This window comes from Sinomonas atrocyanea, from assembly GCF_030811715.1.
GTDB classification, from domain to species: domain Bacteria; phylum Actinomycetota; class Actinomycetes; order Actinomycetales; family Micrococcaceae; genus Sinomonas; species Sinomonas atrocyanea_A.
Map to the genome: position 1 here is coordinate 78,540 of NZ_JAUSRH010000005.1, position 16,139 is coordinate 94,678.

The 16,139-nt window shown below is 72.7% G+C and carries 18 protein-coding genes; 4 read left to right on the forward strand and 14 right to left on the reverse strand.

Going from position 1 to position 16,139, the window contains the following annotated elements:
- Positions 1–17: 17 nt before the first annotated feature.
- The 8 genes from J2W21_RS09805 to pcaH all read right to left on the reverse strand — a co-directional run bounded on the left by J2W21_RS09805 (position 18) and on the right by pcaH (position 6,944).
- A complete protein-coding gene (locus J2W21_RS09805; RefSeq protein WP_307114328.1) occupies positions 18–713 on the reverse strand; it encodes a 3-oxoacid CoA-transferase subunit B in 696 nt (231 codons plus the stop codon).
- A 4-nt stretch (positions 714–717) separates the two neighbouring features.
- A complete protein-coding gene (locus J2W21_RS09810) occupies positions 718–1,386 on the reverse strand; it encodes a 3-oxoacid CoA-transferase subunit A (RefSeq protein WP_066501337.1) in 669 nt (222 codons plus the stop codon).
- A gap of 10 nt (positions 1,387–1,396) precedes the next feature.
- On the reverse strand, positions 1,397–2,641 hold the full coding sequence (locus tag J2W21_RS09815) for a thiolase family protein (protein ID WP_307114329.1): 1,245 nt from the start codon (positions 2,639–2,641) through the stop codon (positions 1,397–1,399).
- The gene (gene pcaC / locus J2W21_RS09820; protein ID WP_307114330.1) at positions 2,638–3,129 is read right to left on the reverse strand and encodes a 4-carboxymuconolactone decarboxylase; all 492 of its coding nucleotides are present in this window, start codon (positions 3,127–3,129) and stop codon (positions 2,638–2,640) included. Before pcaC ends, J2W21_RS09815 begins: the two co-directional genes overlap by 4 nt.
- Positions 3,126–3,974 (reverse strand): alpha/beta fold hydrolase, encoded by an 849-nt coding sequence (locus J2W21_RS09825; RefSeq protein WP_307114331.1) that lies wholly within the window; start codon positions 3,972–3,974, stop codon positions 3,126–3,128. Before J2W21_RS09825 ends, pcaC begins: the two co-directional genes overlap by 4 nt.
- A 63-nt stretch (positions 3,975–4,037) precedes the next feature.
- On the reverse strand, positions 4,038–5,531 hold the full coding sequence (locus tag J2W21_RS09830; protein ID WP_307114332.1) for a lyase family protein: 1,494 nt from the start codon (positions 5,529–5,531) through the stop codon (positions 4,038–4,040).
- A 20-nt stretch (positions 5,532–5,551) separates the two neighbouring features.
- The gene (gene pcaG / locus J2W21_RS09835) at positions 5,552–6,136 is read right to left on the reverse strand and encodes a protocatechuate 3,4-dioxygenase subunit alpha (protein WP_307114333.1); all 585 of its coding nucleotides are present in this window, start codon (positions 6,134–6,136) and stop codon (positions 5,552–5,554) included.
- Positions 6,126–6,944, reverse strand: coding sequence for a protocatechuate 3,4-dioxygenase subunit beta (pcaH, locus tag J2W21_RS09840; protein WP_307114334.1), 819 nt, complete (start codon positions 6,942–6,944; stop codon positions 6,126–6,128). Before pcaH ends, pcaG begins: the two co-directional genes overlap by 11 nt.
- Before the next feature lie 275 nt (positions 6,945–7,219).
- On the opposite strand from pcaH, the gene J2W21_RS09845 reads away from it, so the two are divergent.
- On the forward strand, positions 7,220–8,140 hold the full coding sequence (locus J2W21_RS09845) for a DMT family transporter (protein ID WP_307114335.1): 921 nt from the start codon (positions 7,220–7,222) through the stop codon (positions 8,138–8,140).
- Between the two features lie 169 nt (positions 8,141–8,309).
- Here J2W21_RS09845 and J2W21_RS09850 read toward each other — a convergent pair whose 3' ends face one another.
- Positions 8,310–8,870 (reverse strand): hypothetical protein, encoded by a 561-nt coding sequence (locus J2W21_RS09850; protein ID WP_307114336.1) that lies wholly within the window; start codon positions 8,868–8,870, stop codon positions 8,310–8,312.
- A gap of 78 nt (positions 8,871–8,948) precedes the next feature.
- Positions 8,949–10,763 carry a DUF4012 domain-containing protein gene (locus J2W21_RS09855; protein WP_307114337.1) on the reverse strand — a complete coding sequence of 605 codons (1,815 nt, stop codon included), beginning with the start codon at positions 10,761–10,763 and terminating at the stop codon, positions 8,949–8,951.
- Positions 10,764–11,022: 259 nt separating this feature from the next.
- Between J2W21_RS09855 and J2W21_RS09860 the strand changes: the two genes are divergently transcribed.
- Positions 11,023–11,739, forward strand: coding sequence for a CPBP family glutamic-type intramembrane protease (locus J2W21_RS09860; RefSeq protein ID WP_307114338.1), 717 nt, complete (start codon positions 11,023–11,025; stop codon positions 11,737–11,739).
- A 32-nt stretch (positions 11,740–11,771) separates the two neighbouring features.
- Here the strand turns inward: J2W21_RS09860 and J2W21_RS09865 are convergent, their stop codons facing one another.
- The 3 genes from J2W21_RS09865 to J2W21_RS09875 are packed head-to-tail and all read right to left on the reverse strand — an operon-like array spanning position 11,772 to position 13,406.
- A complete protein-coding gene (locus tag J2W21_RS09865; RefSeq protein ID WP_307114339.1) occupies positions 11,772–12,329 on the reverse strand; it encodes a DUF6993 domain-containing protein in 558 nt (185 codons plus the stop codon).
- Positions 12,330–12,337: 8 nt separating this feature from the next.
- Complete coding sequence (locus J2W21_RS09870) at positions 12,338–12,502, reverse strand: hypothetical protein (protein ID WP_307114340.1); 165 nt, start codon at positions 12,500–12,502, stop codon at positions 12,338–12,340.
- Position 12,503: 1 nt separating this feature from the next.
- A complete protein-coding gene (locus J2W21_RS09875; RefSeq protein WP_307114341.1) occupies positions 12,504–13,406 on the reverse strand; it encodes a class E sortase in 903 nt (300 codons plus the stop codon).
- Here J2W21_RS09875 and J2W21_RS09880 point away from each other — a divergent pair.
- On the forward strand, positions 13,405–14,301 hold the full coding sequence (locus J2W21_RS09880) for an alpha/beta hydrolase (protein ID WP_307114342.1): 897 nt from the start codon (positions 13,405–13,407) through the stop codon (positions 14,299–14,301). The two genes, J2W21_RS09875 and J2W21_RS09880, sit on opposite strands and share 2 nt — an antisense overlap.
- A 31-nt stretch (positions 14,302–14,332) precedes the next feature.
- Positions 14,333–14,671 (forward strand): YnfA family protein, encoded by a 339-nt coding sequence (locus tag J2W21_RS09885; RefSeq protein ID WP_307114343.1) that lies wholly within the window; start codon positions 14,333–14,335, stop codon positions 14,669–14,671.
- Positions 14,672–14,853: 182 nt separating this feature from the next.
- Here J2W21_RS09885 and kynU read toward each other — a convergent pair whose 3' ends face one another.
- A complete protein-coding gene (gene kynU / locus J2W21_RS09890; RefSeq protein ID WP_307114512.1) occupies positions 14,854–16,134 on the reverse strand; it encodes a kynureninase in 1,281 nt (426 codons plus the stop codon).
- Positions 16,135–16,139: the final 5 nt, after the last annotated feature.

Sequence of the window (16,139 nt, forward strand, 5' to 3'; positions counted from 1 at the left end):
GGACACCTTTCCGTCGCTCAGGCGGCGGGCAGCAGGGGCACGTCCACGAGGCCCTGGAGGTCCTCGAAGCTGATGCCGAACGTCTCGCGGACGCGCACGCCCTCCTCGGTGATGAGGAAGACGGCCTTCTCCGTGTACACCCGGGTCACGCGGCCCACGCCGGTCACAGGGTACGTCAGTTCGGGGACGAGCTTGGACTTCCCGTCCTTGGTCAGCAGCGTCATCATCACGTAGACGTCCTTCGCGCCGGTCGCGAGGTCCATCGCCCCGCCCACGGCCGGGATCGCGTCCGGGGCGCCGGTGTGCCAGTTCGCGAGGTCGCCGGTGGCGGAGACCTGGAACGCGCCGAGCACGCACACGTCGAGGTGGCCGCCGCGCATGATCGCGAACGAGTCGGCGTGGTGGAAGTAGCTCGCACCCGGCAGCTCGGTCACGGGGATCTTCCCGGCGTTGATGAGGTCCTGGTCGATCTGGTCGCCGACCGCGACGGGGCCCATCCCGAGCATGCCGTTCTCGGTATGCAGGGTGACGTCCTGCTCCTCGGTGAGGTAGTTGGACACGTTGGTCGGCTGGCCGATGCCGAGGTTCACGAACGAGCCCGGCTCGATGTCCTTCGCGACGAGCTTGGCCATGTCGTCGCGGCCCAGGGGCGCGTCGCTCGTCTGGGGGACGGTGCCTGCCGAGGTGATGTCCGACGTCGTCTGCTCGCCCATGCGTTCAGCCCACCTTCACGATCGTGTTGACATAGATGCCCGGGGTGATCACGTTCTCCGGGTCGAGGCCGCCGACGGGCACGACCTCGGAGACCTGCACCACGGTGTGCTTCGCCGCGGCGGCCATGATCGGGCCGAAGTTGCGGGCCGTCTTGCGGTAGACGAGGTTGCCCTTGCCGTCCGCCTTGAGGGCCTTGATGAGGGCCACGTCGGCGTGGATCGGGGTCTCGAAGACCTGCCACTTGCCGTCGAGGAAGCGCGTCTCCTTGCCCTCGGCGAGCATGGTGCCGTAGCCGGTCGGGGTGAAGAAGCCGCCGATCCCGGCGCCCGCGGCGCGGATGCGCTCGGCGAGGTTGCCCTGCGGGACGAGCTCGAGCTCGATCTCCCCGGCGCGGTACTTCGCGTCGAAGTGCCACGAGTCGCTCTGCCGCGGGAAGGAGCAGATCATCTTCTTCACGCGGCCCTCCTTGATGAGGAGCGCGAGGCCCTCGTCGGCCTGGCCGGCATTGTTGTTGACCACGGTGAGCTCCTTCGCGCCGCTGGCGAGCAGCGCGTCGATGAGCTCGAAGGGCTGGCCGGCGTTGCCGAACCCGCCGATCATGACGGTCGAGCCGTCCTGGACGGCCGCCACGGCCTCCGCGGCGGTGTCCTTGAATTCCAGTGTGTGTGCCATGCCGGTCCCTTTACTTCGCGTTGACGTTCTCGAGCACCACTGCGAGGCCCTGGCCCACGCCGATGCAGATGGCCGCGACGCCCCACCGCTGGCCGCTGCGCTGGAGCGAGCGGGCGAGCGTGCCGAGGATGCGGCCGCCGGACGCGCCGAGGGGGTGGCCCATCGCGATCGCGCCGCCGTGCTGGTTGACGATCTCAGGGTCGATCTTCCACGCGTCCACGCAGGCGAGGGACTGGGCGGCGAAGGCCTCGTTGAGTTCGACGGCGCCCACCTCGTCCCAGCCGATCCCCGCCTTGGCGAGGGCCCGGTTCGCGGCCTCGACGGGCGCGAACCCGAAGTACTGCGGCTCGTTGGCGGCTGCACCGCGGCCGGCGATGCGGGCGATCGGCTCCAAGCCGAGCGTGCCCGCGGCGGCCTCGGAGCCGAGCAGCACGGCGGAGGCGCCGTCGGAGAGCGGGGAGGCGTTGCCGGCGGTGACGGTGCCGCCCGCCGTCGTACCGGAGCGGTCGCCGTTGTCCTTGCGGAACACCGTCTTGAGGCCGCCGAGCTTCTCTGCAGAGGAGCCGGGGCGGATGCCCTCGTCGCGGGTGAGGTCGGTGCCCGGGACCGGGACCACGAGGTCGTCGTAGAAGCCGGCGTTCCACGCGGCGTCCGCGAGGTTGTGCGAGCGGGCGGCGAACTCGTCCTGGCGCTCGCGGCCGATCGAGAAGCGCTCGCGCAGCTGCTCGGTCGCCTCGCCGAGGGACACGGTCCACTCGGCGGGCATATTCCTGTTCACGAGCCGCCAGCCGAGCGTGGTCGAGGCGAGGGTCATGTCCCCGGCCGGGTAGGGCTTCTCGGTCTTGGGCAGGACCCAGGGGGCGCGGGACATCGACTCGACGCCGCCCACGAGCATGACGTCGGCGTCGCCCACCTGGATCTGGCGCGAGGCGATCATCGCGGCGTCGAGGGAGGAGCCGCACAGCCGGTTGACGGTGGTGCCGGGAATCGAGACGGGCAGGCCCGCGAGGAGGGTGGCCATGCGGGCCACGTTGCGGTTCTCCTCGCCGGCGCCGTTGGCGTTGCCGAAGATGACCTCGTCGATCGCGCCCCGGCCGTCGGCTCCCTCGAGCGCCTCGGGCGTCAGGCCCGGGGCGCGGTCCACGATCGAGCGGACCATGTGGGCCGCGAGGTCGTCGGGGCGCACGCCGGCCAGGCCGCTGCCGAACTTGCCGAACGGGGTGCGGATGGCGTCGTAGACGAAGGCTTCAGTCATGAGTTCTGGTCCTTGGTTGTCTGATCTTCATCGATCCCATCGAGGGTCTCGATCGCATCGAGGGTCTTCTGGGCCACCTTGAAGGCGGTGTTGGCCGAGGGGACCCCGCAGTAGATGGCGCTCTGCAGGATCACCTCCTTGATCTCGTCCCGGGTGAGCCCGTTGCGGAGGGCGGCGCGGACGTGCATCGCGAACTCGTCCCAGTGCCCGTGCGCGATCATCGCGGTGAGCACGGCGACCGAGCGCATCTGGCGGCTGAGGCCGGGCCGGGTCCAGATGCCGCCCCAGGCGATGCGGGTGATCATGTTCTGGAACTCGGCGGTGAACTCCGTGGTGTTGGCGTTGGCCCGGTCCACGTGCTCGTCGGAGAGGACCTCGCGGCGCACGGCCATGCCGCCGTCGTACAGCTCGCGCTGGGTCGCGTCCGGCTGAACGGCCCCGGCCTGCTCCCGCGGGACCCAGTTCTCACCGACCTGCTGGAGGCTCATCGCGCCTCCTGCCCGGCCTCGGTGCCGCGCACGGGGCGGGCGGCAGCGGCGAAGTGCTTGCGGAGCAGGTCGGCGACGAGCGCCGGGTCCTCGGTGGGGGCGATGTGGGCCACGCCGGGGATCTCGACGGCGGTGCCGTCCTGGGCGTGCTCGGCCATCCAGCGGGCGTCAGCCATGGGGCAGACGGAGTCGAACTCGCCGGCGACGGCGAGGAACGGGACGGCGATCTCCCCGAAGCGGTCGCGGACGTCGTAGGCGGCGATGGCGCGGCAGACGGCGGCGTAGCCGAACCGGTCGGCGTCGCGCAGGGTGTGGAGGAGTCGCGAGGACTCGGTCGGGTGGGAGCCGAGGAACCCGGGGGCGAACCAGATCTCGGCGGAGGCCTGCAGACGGACCGCCGTGCCCTGCTTCGCGACCTGGTCGGCGCGCTCGGCGTACCCCTCGGCCCCGTTGAAGCGGGCCGACGAGCAGAACATCGCCAGGCTCGCCAGCCGCTCGGGATGCCGCAGGGCCAGTTCCGCGCCCGTCGCCCCGCCCACCGAGTCGCCGGCGTAGTGGAAGCGGACCGGGTGTCCGTCCTGGGCGGGGATGATCGAGTCGACGAGGGCCACGACCGCGTCCGCGAGCTCGCCGACGCTGAACTCCGTGTCCGGGTCCGCTGCGGGCGAGATGCCGTGGCCGGGCAGGTCCCAGCCGAGGATGTCGTAGTCGTCGCCGAGGAGGCGCGCGGCGTCGTCCCACATCACGGTCGAGGTCCCGAGGGAGGGCCCGAGCACCACGAGCTCCTTCTCCCCGAGCTGCTCGCGCGGGCTCAGCCGCACGGCCTTGATCTTCGGCACGCTCACGTGCTCGTCCTTTCGGTCGGGTGTCACTGGATGTCACGGTTCAGGGTTCAGCGTGGAGCGGGGTCAGGCCCTGTGGAGCTGGCCCCGCAGCGGTTCGCGGCGCTGGGCCGCGGTGGCTTCGTAGTCGGCGAGGACGCGGTCCACGATCCCGGCGGCGTCGCCGCGGTAGCCCGCCGGGTCGAGCAGCTCGTCCAGGCGCGCGTCGCTGACCTGGTCCGGGCGCACGACGCCGCGCAGCGCCTCGCGCAGCACCCTCGCCTGCTCGTCGGGGCCGGCGCCGTCCCTGGCCACGCCGATCGCGGCGTCGACGGCGGACTGGACGCCCTCGCGGCCGCCGTCGGCGACGGGGGCGAGCTCGAGCATGATCCGCTCGCTCGTCAGCAGCGGCCCGGAGAGCGCAAGGTTGGCGCGCATGCGCTCGGGGAAGACCCGCAGGCCCTCGGCGAGCTCGCGCAGGGCGGCCGCGGCGCCCGAGGCCAGGCGCAGGAGCGTGCGGAGGGCCGGCCATTCGGTGTGCCAGGCGCCGCCGGTGCGCTCGTCCTCGGACAGGGCCGCGGCGAGCTCGACCTGCGCGGCATGGGCCGGGGCCTGGAGCGCGGCGGAGCGGATGAGGGTCGAGAGGGCCGGGTTCTGCTTCTGCGGCATCGCCGAGGAGACGCCGCGCCCGGCGGCCAGCGGCTCGCCCAGCTCCCCGATCTCGGGGCGCGAGAGGAGCATGACGTCGTTGGCCACGTGTCCAGCGGCCGTGCAGGCGGCGGCGAGCGCATGGGCGAGGTCGGTGGCGGGCCCGCGGAAGGACTGCCACGGCGCGACGGCCGCGTCCAGGCCCGCCCGGCGCGCCCAGTCGGCGGCGAGCGAGGCGGGCTCGGCTCCGAGCGCGACGAGCGAGGCGTTGGTGCCCGCCGCTCCCCCGCACTGGATCGGGAACCGCAGCGCGGCGAGCCGGTCCTCCGCATGGGCCACGCCCTGGAGCCAGTTGGCGGCCTTGAGGCCGAAGCTCGAGGGGAGCGAGTGCTGCGCGAGCGTGCGGGCCACCTGCGGGGTGTCCCGGTGCCGCGCCGCGAGGTCCGCGAGGGCGTCGGCGGCCCCCGCGAGGTCGGCAGAGATGCCCACCACGGCGCGCCGGGCCACGAGCTGCAGTGCCGAGTCGAGCACGTCCTGGCTCGTGAGGCCCTGGTGGACCGCGCCCTTCCCGGGGCCGTCCGGGTCCGCAGCGGCGACCGCGGCCCGCAGCGCCTTCACGAGGGGGATGACGGGGTTCCCGCCGCCCTGGCCCGCCTCAGCGAGCGCGGCCGGGCTCAAGGAGGCCGACCGCGTCACCGAGCGGACGGAAGCTCCCGCGCCCTGGCCCGCCAGGCCCGCGGCCTCGAGTGCCTCGGCCCAGCACGCCTCGAGGTCGGCCATCGCAGCGACCAACGCGGCGTCACCCGTGGGGACCGCGACGGACGGCGAGGCCCAGACGGGGGCGAGCAGGCCGACGTCGGCCGGGTCAGGACTGGCCGGGTCAGGACTGGCCGGGCCGGGGGCAGCGGGGCCGGGGGCAGCGGGAACCGTCATCGCTTCTTCCTCGCCCCGGGCTAGGCCTGGCCGTGGAAGTCGAGGAACACGGTCTCGTCCTCGCCCTGCAGCCGGATGTCCCAGTGGAGCGAGCCGTCGGCGAGGCGCTCGGCGATGAGCGTCTTGCGGCGGGCGGGCTCGAGGGCGGACAGGACGGGATCGTTCGCGAGGGCCTCGGTGTCCTCGGGCAGGTACACGCGGGTGAACAGGCGGTTCAGCAGGCCGCGGGCCAGCACGGTCACGGCGATGAACGGGGCCTTGCCCGGCTCGGTCGGGCCCGGGTTGACGGTCGTGAAGACGTACTTGCCCGTGTTGCCCACCGCGACGCGGCCCCAGCCGGTGAAGGTGCGGCCGTCGCGGACCAGCGAGCCGGTCTCGGCGACCACGTTGCCCTTGGCGTCGGCCTGCCAGATCTCCAGCAGGGCGTCCGGGATCGGGTCGCCGTGGCCGTCCAGCACCGTTCCGTGCAGTGCGACGCTGTCCGGGGAGCCGGGTGGGACGAGCTCGCCGCCCTTCTCGAACGGCAGCGCGAACCCGTAGAACGGGCCGATGGTCTGCGCGGGGGTTGCCGTCAGGTCTCGGGAAGTGCTGGTCTCAGTGCTCATCGTCGCCCTGCTCTCCGTAGGCTTCGTTCTCGGTCCAAGTGCGCTTCGGGCCGGTGAGCACGATGTCCCACTCGTAGCCGAGCGCCCACTCGGGCGAGGTCAGGTCATGGTTGTACTTCGCGATGAGGCGGTCGCGGGCGTCCTGGTCCACGATCGACTGATAGATCGGGTCGAGCGGGAACAGCTGGTCGCCGGGGAAGTACATCTGGGTGACCATGCGCTGCGTGAACTCCGTGCCGAAGAGGCTGAAGTGGATGTGAGCGGGGCGCCATGCGTTGAGGTGGTTCTTCCACGGGTAGGGGCCGGGCTTGATGGTGAGGAACTCGTAGGAGCCGTCGGGCCCGGTGATGCAGCGGCCCACGCCCGTGAAGTTCGGGTCGATGGGGGCCGGATGCTGGTCGCGCTTGTGGATGTAGCGGCCGGCCGAATTGGCCTGCCAGATCTCGACGAGCTGGCCTGCGACGGGGCGGCCGGCGCCGTCGAGCACCTTGCCGCGCAGCACCATGCGCTCGCCGAGCGGCTCGCCGTTGTGCTGGATGGTCAGGTTGGACTCGAGCGCGTGCACGTCCTGGTGGCCGAACGCCGGGCTGTAGAGCTCGATCGTCTCGGGGTCGGCGTGGTGCAGGCTCTTGGTGGGGTGCCGCAGGATCGAGCTGCGGTACGGGGCGTAGTCGACGCGCGGCTGCGTCTCGGCGGCGGCGCCTGCAGCCCGCCCGGCCTTGTAGGACTCCTCGATGTCCCGGATCTCCTGGCTGACGATCGCCTGATTGTCAGCCGCGGCGTCCGACGACTTGACGGGCTCGCCCATGGGCTCTCCTCCTCTAGCTTCCTTGCAGAGTCGTTTCTCAGCAGAGTGCCCCGCGCTTCGCCTGGCATCCTGCTTCAGGGTAGCGCGATGTTCGCATCCTGTACAAGTGTTCGTCATGCGAACAAAAGGAAGTGCCGAGACCGTGCGAGGCTGTCCTGCCAATGTAGGTCCGGGCGGCCAGTGTGATCTATAGAACTTCCGATCAACGGAAGAAGCTGAGTGCTGCTGGAGACCTCGCTCGTTTCACCGCGCCCCGCTGCGGGTAGTCCCCGCAGATGCTGATGGCAGCCGTGGCTGCGGGCCACGCGGCGAAGGTCTTCTCCTCGACCCACTGGTTCGGGATTCCCATCGCACTGCTCGGCGCCGTCTTCCTCGCGTTCGGAACCATCTTCCAGGGCCGCGGCGTCGGGGCGCACGGAATGCGGGAGACGAGCCTGCGGGCCCTCGTGCGCAGGCCGGTCTGGCTCGGCGGGACCACGATGCTCGGCGCGGCCGTGCTGCTGCAGCTCGCGGCCCTCCGGTTCTCCCCCCTCATGGTGGTCCAGCCCATCGGCGCCGCGGCGCTCGTGGTGACCGCGCTCGTCAACGCGCGTGCGGCCAACCGGCCGCCAGGCCGGCGGCAGGCGGCGGCGATCCTCCTCAGCGTCGCCGGCATCGCGACCTTCGTCGCCGTGGCCTCGACCTCGGCCCAGGACGTCGAGATCAGCGATCAGCACCTGCGCACGATCCTGATCCTCCTCGCGGTGGCCGTCGCCGCGGGACTGCTCGTCGGTGCCCGCAACCGCCAGCATCCCAGCGCCACCCTGTCCACGGGCGCGGCCGGCGTGCTCTACGGGTTCGTCGCTACCCTCGTGAAGGCCGTGATCGGCCGTCTCGAGCAGGGAGACTTCGCGTGGCTCTCCCTTGTGGGAGTGGCGGGGCTCGGCGTGGCCGTCGTGGTCGGTGCCCGGCTCGTCCAGAAGGCGCACGCCGGCGGCAGCGACGAGCTCGTCGTGGCCGGCCTGACCGTCGTGGACCCGATGACCGCCGTAGGCCTCGGCATCGCGGTCCTCGGCGAGGCCGACGCCGCCCCTCCGGCCGCCTTCGCGGGCTTCCTCGCCGCCGGGGCCGCCGCGGTGGTCGGCGTGTGGCTGCTGGCGAGGGCCCACGGCCAGGACCAGCCCACGGTCCCGGGCAGCCGGACGAGGAAGGGATGAGCACGGGCACCGTGTCCGGGCAAGGGGTGAGGCGCTACCCCGCCCGAAAACTCCGGAAATGCCCCGCCGAGAACCCGGGTCATCGCCGCGGGCCGGCCGCCGGAAGGCGCCCGCAGACAGAAAACGACCCGGCGGCCGAGAGGCCACCGGGTCGTTCCGCGTCAGGAAATCAGGCGCGGCGCTGCTTGCGCACGAAGCCCAGGGTCGCGACGATCGCGACGCCGAGGACGAGGGCGCCGGCACCGATCCAGACCATGAGCATCGGGAGCGAGGCACCCGTCTCGGCCAGGGCGGCGCCACCGGCGTTGCCCATCGAGGCGCTCGTGCCGGTGTTGGCAACGGCGGCCGGGACAACCGTGATGGTGGCCGTGCCGATGTTGCCCGAGGTGAGGCCCTTGGCGGTCAGGGTGTAGGTGCCCGAGGCGTCAGCCGGAAGGGTGACATTGAAGGACACGGCACCGGTCGCGGAGGCCTGCTTGGTGAACTGGGTGGTGACGGCAGCCTTCACCACCGAGAGGGTCACCGGCGTGTTCCCGCTCACGGAGGCGCTGACCTCCTCGTTCGGGGCGAAGGAGCCAGCGGCGAAGTTGACGGTCACCGTGCCACCGGGCGTCGCATCGCCTGCGACGGTGATGTTGTTGCTCACAACATAGGCGGCGTTGGCGGCGGACGGCGCAGCAACCAGCGCCGCGAAGGCGACGGCTAGGACTGCGAGGGCTTTCTTCAGCATCACGAGGCTCCCCCAGAAGGATTGATAGTTAACAGTCAGTTCTGCAACCGCCCGCGACTAAGGCGCTACACGGACACGTTACCGAGCTACATCTTTGCATGAAAGAGCCGCTTGGGAAAAGGCGCCCTTATTAACAGTTGGTGTCGAAATCAATCCGGGCGTTGTTTCCGAGTGCTCGTCGCCGAGGAATTGGAAGCGAAGGGTCGTCGAGGCGCCGGGTGCAAGGGAGACGTACGTCTGGGCGACGGGGTAGCCGGCGTCGGCGTCGCGGTGCACGTTGAAGGACTTCGAATCCTTCCAGGCGCCGAGGAAGACGGCGGACTGGGGGGCGTAGACGTTCACCTGGGTCTTCACTTCGCCCGCCGGGACGCCGAACACGCCGCCGCCGGTCACGTACCTCGGCAGGGCCGTTGCCGCGTCCGGCGGAGCGACGCTCGTCAGGGTCACCTCGACCTGCCACGTGGGCCTGCCGTCCTGGCGGCACATGGCCCCGCCGACCCGATAGGCCTCGCGGAGGTAGTAGTCCATCTTCGCCCCGGTCGCGTCATTGAGGTACACGCCGAAGGAATCCTTGGAAGAGCTCGAGGCGGGCGGCCAGCCGGAGAGGTCCGCAGCGGCGATCGCGTCCTGTTCCTGCTTCTTGGGGCTCCATGCGAGGAGCCTGCGCTCCGAGGCCGCGTGGCCCAGGGCATCGAGCATGGCCTTCGGCTGGAAGCCTCCGGCGGAGACCTTCTGGAACACGGTCGCCGCGGCCGTGGCGAAGAACTCGTCCTTCTGCTGCACCACGCGGTAGTCGGCGTACGCCTCGCTGAGGAGCAGCTTCACCGCGTTGCCGCTGTCCATGGTCTCTCCCCCCGGGAGCTTGACCGGCCCGGTCGCCTTCAGCAGGTAGCCGAGGGCCACGGGGTCGAGGGAGAGGACGCCGTCCACCTTCTGCCCGAACTGCCGCCGCCACATCTCGGTGGCGAGGCGTGCGCTCAGCGGAAACTGCGGGGTGAGGTTCACGTCCTGGAAGTACTGCCCGGTGATCGGCTCGTAGAGGCCCTGGGTCTGGTCCGTCAGCGGCAGGACGGGTTCCTCGAAGGGTCCGATGTTCTTCCCGGCCGCCTGCCGCCCCAGGGTGATCTTCCCGTGGTCGACCCGGACCTCGGCGGCGGCGCCGGGGATGCCGCCCGTGGCCCGCAGCTCTGCGTTGTTCTGGAAGATCACCAGATAGGTGCGCGGGGACTCGCTGCCCAGCATCGCGGGAAGCACGCTCGTGGCCGTGTCCGCGGCGGAGACCTGCTGCGCCGCCTCGCCCACCACGGCCCTGAAGCGCTCGAGCCCGTCGCGGACGGGGGGCAGGGTCCCGGCCCCGGGCGTGAGCGCCGCGAGCTGGGTGGACGCATCCTGGAGGGCCTTGTCGGCCTGGACGATGGCGGGCCGCGCTGCCGAGACCGGCTTCAGGTCCACGGCGCCGTGGGATGGCTTCAGGGTGGCCGGGCTGATGGTGCCCGCGACGTCGGCCAGGGGCAGCACCGCCTGGTGCGTGACCGTGCCGAGGATGTCCGCGAGCCGGGAGACGGTCGAGAAGTTGCTGCCCACGAACGGCACGTGGCCCGCGAGGCTCCAGATCGGGTCTCCCACGTAGGAGCGTCCGGCGTCGACGTGGGCCGCGAACTGGCGGGCGGACTCCTGGGCTTCGCTGCCCTGGCCCGCGACCACCTGGGTCTGGACCACCTTGGCCAGGCGCTGGGCCTCGCCGATCTCCTTCTGGGCCAGGAACGCCCGCACCCCGAGCCAGGCGCAGCACGCCAGCAGGAGCAGCACGGCGGCCGCGGCACCGGTGGCCCACGCCCCCTTCCGCCCTCGCGGCCAGCGCAGGCGGCGAGTGCCGGAGCGCGAGCCGGCCACGCGCCGTCGTCCGCTCTCGGAGGGGACCTCAGCGCGCGCCTCTGGCGACGACCTTCTCCGGCGCAACTGCTGGTCCTTCCCCCTGGGCCACACGGCAGCGAACGCAACGGCGCTTGCGCGCCCGCCGTGGCGGCGACGTTCGGCACCGCCATCCTACGGGACCCGGACGACGGACCCGGTGGTAGCCTTCGATCCGTGCGCCGCCGGGCGCCGGATACCCGCGATGACGGCCTTCGGGCCGCCCTGTGAGTGGAGGACCATGGTCACGAAGACCCGCCGCCGCGTGCCGCGCCTCGTGTGGGCTGGGTTCGGGCTGGTCGCGGCGGTGCTGTGCGGCTGGACGGTGGAGGCCGCGGCGGCCGCCCACCTCGACCCCGCCCTGCTGGGGGTCGCCGCCTACGTGCTCGTCTGGGTCCCGCTCGTCCTCGCACTCATCCTGAGCTTCGCCGGGCAGACCGTGCGCGACGCGGCGGCGTACCTCGGCCTGCGCTTCCGCGCGATCGACCTCCTGTGGGGGGTGGGGATCGGGTGTCTCGCCCGCGCGGCGGACGCGCTCATCCGGACCCTCGCCACCGGATCGACCGGACTGGCTCCCCAGCCCACCCTGAGCTCGATCGGCGGTCTCGGCGTCCAGGCGGTCGCCCTCGGGATCATCGCGCCCGTAGTGATCGCGCCGATCCTCGAGGAGACGTACTTCCGCGGCCTCGTGCTGCGCTCCCTCGCCGCCGCCCTCGGAAGGTTCTCCGCCGCGGCGAGGTGGGCAGCCGCCGTCGTCATCACCGCGGCCGCGTTCGCCCTGGTCCACGCGCTGCTGCTGGCAGGCACCCCGGGCGAGGCGGTCCTCACCGGCCTCTCGACGTTCCTCTTCGCGCTCCTGGCGGGGGCGGTCGCGGCGGCGACCCAGCGGCTCGGCGGCGCGATCGTGGGGCACGTGGTGTTCAACGGGCTCGGCGTCCTGCTCACCCTGGCGATCTGACGCCGCCGGGTTCCTCGAGGCCCAGGGACGGCTCAGGCCTTCGGCTGGCGTCCGATCAGGCAGGTCCCCTGCGCGACGGGCGCCGCGACCTCCGTCGAGATGCTCGCGTCCGACCTGACGAACTGCCCCATGAGGCAGTCGCCGCCCACGCGGACCGAGACGGTGAGCACGGGGGCCTGGAGGTTGGCGCTCGTCTGGTCCGCGCTGCGCTGCATCGCCGACGGGGCGAACCCCGCGGCCGCCAGCGCTCCGGTGAGGGTGGCGGCGTCGACCGAGGAGGACGACGCCGACCGCGCCGCGCCCTCCAGGGTCCGCGTGAACAGCCCGAGGTTCTCCGCCGCCGAGGCGCTCGGATCGAACCGGCTCAGGCTGCGCGCGGGCGAGGCGGTGGGAGCCGGGGCGGCCGGTGCGCTGGTGGCTGCACCGGATCCCGGCGGCGCGCTGGGGGCCGCCGTCGGCCCCGCAGCAGAGCCGCGGGCCGCCGCGCCGAGGTCGACGCCCTGCAGCGCGCCGGCGAGGCCGATCCCGCCGACTGCCAGGAGCACGGCCACCACGGCCGCCCACACGAGGTTCTTCATCCGGCTGCCCATGGGCGTCCTCACGCCCCCCTGCCGATCGTCGTCTGGTCGTCCACAAAGGTCGCGGCCAGCCACGGGAAGACCCACTGGTCGAGGACGATGAGCAGCACCGCGACCATCAGGGCGAGGACCAGGACCCGGACGAGTACGGGTCCGGGGAGGGACCTCCACAGGGCTCGGTACACGTCAGCCGTCCTTCGCAAGGATGGGGGCGAGCGCCGCGGGCGGGGCCGTGTCGAAGCCCACGAAGGTGCCGTAGGCCGCGAGCCGCTCGAGCGGCGGGAAGATCGCCGGATAGCAGGTTGTCAGAGTGATGAAGCGCTCGCGCGCGGCTGCCCCGGACACGGTGGGCACGGCATTGAGGACGTCGATCGCGTCCGGCTGCACAAACTGGAAGTTGCGGAACGTGTACGTGTACCAGCCCAAGGAGGTCTGGATGTAGACCTTGTCGCCGAGGCGGAGCTTGCTCAGGTTCAGGAAGCTGTTGCCGTAGCCGATGTCGTGGGCGGCCACGGCGAAGTTCCCCTGGCCGCCGGGCATGGCCGTCCCGGTGTAGTGGCCCACGCCCGCCGTGACGCTGTTGAGGACCCGCTCGGTGTCCACGGACTGCCTCACGATCCGGCGCCAGCCCTCGCCCAGGCGTGGGATGTAGATGACACCGATCGTGTCCGCGACGGCCGCAGGCTCGGCGGCGACCGGAATGGTCGCGGCGGCCGGAGCGGCCTTCGGTCCGGGGGTGCCGCCCGAGGGCTTCGGGGCAGGGCCCGCGTGCGGGGCCGCCTGAGGCTTGGCCATGAGCTGCTGCGTGAGCTGCCTGCTCTGCTCGGCGGCCACCTTGTCCTGGCGCAGCCCCACGACCCAGGGGTTGACGTACGCGTACCAGACGATGAAGAGCCCGATGATCAGTGCGAACGTGATCAGCAGCTCCCCGGTCACCCCCAGGGCCTTGAGCAGCCCCGTCCGGCCTGCCGTCCCGCGTGTCGCCGCCACGTTCCTCCCCCACAGCTTCCGCTCCCAGCCCTTCGAGGATACAAGCTCGCCCGCGGCGTCGGCGCCGGAGGCCGCAGCTGCGGCTACGGTGAGGACCATGGCGCCCGATCCCCTCCGCATCCCCTACGGCCCCCATCCCGACCAGTGGGGCGCCCTGTACCTTCCGGCTCCCGGCACGCTGGCCGGCCCCGGCGGCGGCCGCGACGGCGGCGGGTGGCGCGGGATCGCCGTCGTGATCCACGGCGGCTACTGGCGGGACCGGTACACGGCCGAGCTCGGCGTCCCGGCGGCCCGCGACCTCGCCGCGCACGGCATCGCCGCGTGGAACCTCGAGTACCGCCGGGCGGCCTCCGACGGGCCGGACGGCACCCGCACCGCGGGCGACGGCGGGTGGCCGGCCACGTTCCTCGACGTCGCCGCCGGGATCGACCGGCTCGCCGACGTGCCGGGCCTGGGCCTGCTCGCGGACGACGACGCCGCGCGGCTCGCGGAGCTCGTCTCGGCCGGGCGGGTGGTGGGCCTGGGGCACTCGGCCGGCGGCCACCTCGCCGTCTGGGCCGCGGGGCGCCATCGGCTCCCCGCGGGCGCACCGGGCGCGGGCGCTGCGGGCGAGGGGCCCCGGGTGCCGCTGCGCGGCGTCGTGAGCCAGGCCGGTGTGCTGAGCCTCGCCGAAGCGGAGGCCCGCGGGCTCAGCGATCAGGCGGCGCGGAACCTCATGGGCGGCGCGTCGACGGACTCGGCGGAGCTCGCGGCGGCGTTCGCTGTCGCCGACCCGATGCACGCGCTGCCGATCGGCGTGCCCGTCCATGCCGTGCACTCGCTCGAGGACGACGCGGTGCCGTTCGCCCTCTCCGAGGGTTACGTGGCCGCGGCCCGCGCGGCCGGGGATCCCGCCGTCCTGCACGTGACCAGCGGCGACCACATGGCCGTGATCGACCCGGCGCACGAGGCCTACCGGCTGTGCCGCGGGCTCGTGGAGGACCTGCTGGGCTGAGGCACCGTCGGCGCTGGGGCATCATGGGCGGGTGGGCATCCTCAAGACCGCCGTCCTGTTCGTCCTCGCCGCCGCCGCGGAGATCGGCGGGGCGTGGCTCGTGTGGCAGGCCGTGCGCGAGGGCCGGCCCTGGTGGTGGGCCGGGCTCGGCGTCATCGCCCTCGGGATCTACGGGTTCGTCGCCACCTTCCAGGCGGATGCCAACTTCGGGCGCGTCCTCGCGGCCTACGGGGGCGTGTTCGTGGCGGGGTCCCTCGCGTGGGGCGTCGTGGTGGACGGCTTCCGCCCCGACCGCTGGGACCTGGTCGGGGCGCTCGTGTGCCTGGCCGGCGTCGCGGTCATCATGTTCGCCCCGCGCTCGGGGACGTAGGCCGGTCGCCAGGGACCCCTCAACGCGGCGGAGGTGACCCCCGAACCGGGCGGAGGTGACTCCTCAACGCTGGGACATGACCCCCCAACGCTGTGGGGTCATGTCCCTGCGTTGTGGGGTCATGTCCCTGCGTTGTGAGGTCATGTCCCTGCGTTGTGGGGTCTCCGGTGGGTGGTGCGTGGTCAGGCGAGGTGCTCGAGGGCGTCGCGGATGGCCTCCATGCCCGCCTGCAGCTCCGCGAACGAGGTGCTCAGCGGCGAGAGCCCGATCCGCAGCCCGTGCGGCGGCCGGAAGTCGGGGATGACCCCGCGCTCCCACAGCAGGGCCGTGACCTCGCGGAACCGCGGGTGGTTCACGGTGATGTGCGAGCCGCGCTCGGCCGGGTCCCGCGGGCTCGCCAGCTCCACGCCGAGCGGGGCCAGGAGCTCGTCGTGCAGGGCGAGGGCCCGCTCGGTCAGGGCCACCGACTTGGCCCGGATGGCGTCCATGCCGGCCTCGGCGACGAGCTCGAGCATGTGCTTGAGCGGCTGCATCGCGAGGATCGGCGGCGTGCCGGTGATGAACCGGCGCACGTCCGCGGCCGGCTCGTAGGCGTGGGTCATCCCGAACGGGTCGGCGGCGCCCATCCATCCCCAGATCGGCTGGCGGAGGCGGCCCTGGAGCTCGGAGCGGACGTACGCGAACGCGGGCGCACCGGGGCCGCCGTTGAGGTACTTGTACGTGCACCCGACCGCGAGGTCCGCGCCCCACGCGTCCAGCTCCACGGGCACAGAGGCGGCGGAGTGGCAGAGGTCCCACAGGATCAGCGCCCCGGCGTCGTGCGCCACCTGGGTGATGGCGGCGGCGTCGGCCATGAACCCCGAGCGGTACGCGATGTGCGAGAGGAGCACGACGGCGGTGCGCGGCCCCGCGACGGCCGCGACGTCGGCGGGGCGCACCCCCGTGACGGGATCCGCCTCGATCCAGACGATCCGGGCGCCGCGCTCGGCGGCGATGCCCTCGACGATGAACCGGTCGGTGGGGAAGTTGTCGCGGTCGAGGACGATCTCGGTGCGCCCCTCCCCCGCGGCGGCCTGCGCGTCCAGTGCCGCGCGGAGCAGCTTGTAGAGCAGGACTGAGGTCGAGTCGGCGACAATCGTCTGGCCGGGCGCGGCGCCGAGGACCACCTCGCCGAGGCGGTCGCCCACGGCCGTCGGCTCGTCCATCCACTCCTCGTCCCAGGCGCGGATGAGCCGCTCGCCCCACGGCCCGGCCACGAACTCGGCGAGCTTCGCGGGCGTCTCCGCGAGCGGGCGGCCGAGCGAGTTCCCGTCGAGGTAGGCCACCACGGCCTCGCCGTTCGGGCCGGCCGGGCGGAGGAAGCGGTCGCGGAACCGCGCGAGGGGGTCGGCGGCGTCGAGCGCGGCGGCGGTGAGGTCGCCCGCGGCGGCGGCCAGGGCGTCGTCGGACTCGGGGGCGTCCATGCTCA

What these genes read in the sequence shown, in the direction of transcription:
- J2W21_RS09805 (WP_307114328.1), bottom strand. Translation starts at nt 713, where the DNA reads ATGGGCGAGCAGACGACGTCGGACATCACCTCGGCAGGCACCGTCCCC.
- J2W21_RS09810 (WP_066501337.1), bottom strand. Translation starts at nt 1,386, where the DNA reads ATGGCACACACACTGGAATTCAAGGACACCGCCGCGGAGGCCGTGGCG.
- J2W21_RS09815 (WP_307114329.1), bottom strand. Translation starts at nt 2,641, where the DNA reads ATGACTGAAGCCTTCGTCTACGACGCCATCCGCACCCCGTTCGGCAAG.
- pcaC (WP_307114330.1), bottom strand. Translation starts at nt 3,129, where the DNA reads ATGAGCCTCCAGCAGGTCGGTGAGAACTGGGTCCCGCGGGAGCAGGCC.
- J2W21_RS09830 (WP_307114332.1), bottom strand. Translation starts at nt 5,531, where the DNA reads ATGACGGTTCCCGCTGCCCCCGGCCCCGCTGCCCCCGGCCCGGCCAGT.
- pcaG (WP_307114333.1), bottom strand. Translation starts at nt 6,136, where the DNA reads ATGAGCACTGAGACCAGCACTTCCCGAGACCTGACGGCAACCCCCGCG.
- pcaH (WP_307114334.1), bottom strand. Translation starts at nt 6,944, where the DNA reads ATGGGCGAGCCCGTCAAGTCGTCGGACGCCGCGGCTGACAATCAGGCG.
- J2W21_RS09845 (WP_307114335.1), top strand. Translation starts at nt 7,220, where the DNA reads ATGCTGATGGCAGCCGTGGCTGCGGGCCACGCGGCGAAGGTCTTCTCC.
- J2W21_RS09850 (WP_307114336.1), bottom strand. Translation starts at nt 8,870, where the DNA reads ATGCTGAAGAAAGCCCTCGCAGTCCTAGCCGTCGCCTTCGCGGCGCTG.
- J2W21_RS09860 (WP_307114338.1), top strand. Translation starts at nt 11,023, where the DNA reads ATGGTCACGAAGACCCGCCGCCGCGTGCCGCGCCTCGTGTGGGCTGGG.
- J2W21_RS09865 (WP_307114339.1), bottom strand. Translation starts at nt 12,329, where the DNA reads ATGGGCAGCCGGATGAAGAACCTCGTGTGGGCGGCCGTGGTGGCCGTG.
- J2W21_RS09880 (WP_307114342.1), top strand. Translation starts at nt 13,405, where the DNA reads ATGGCGCCCGATCCCCTCCGCATCCCCTACGGCCCCCATCCCGACCAG.
- J2W21_RS09875 (WP_307114341.1), bottom strand. Translation starts at nt 13,406, where the DNA reads ATGGTCCTCACCGTAGCCGCAGCTGCGGCCTCCGGCGCCGACGCCGCG.
- kynU (WP_307114512.1), bottom strand. Translation starts at nt 16,134, where the DNA reads ATGGACGCCCCCGAGTCCGACGACGCCCTGGCCGCCGCCGCGGGCGAC.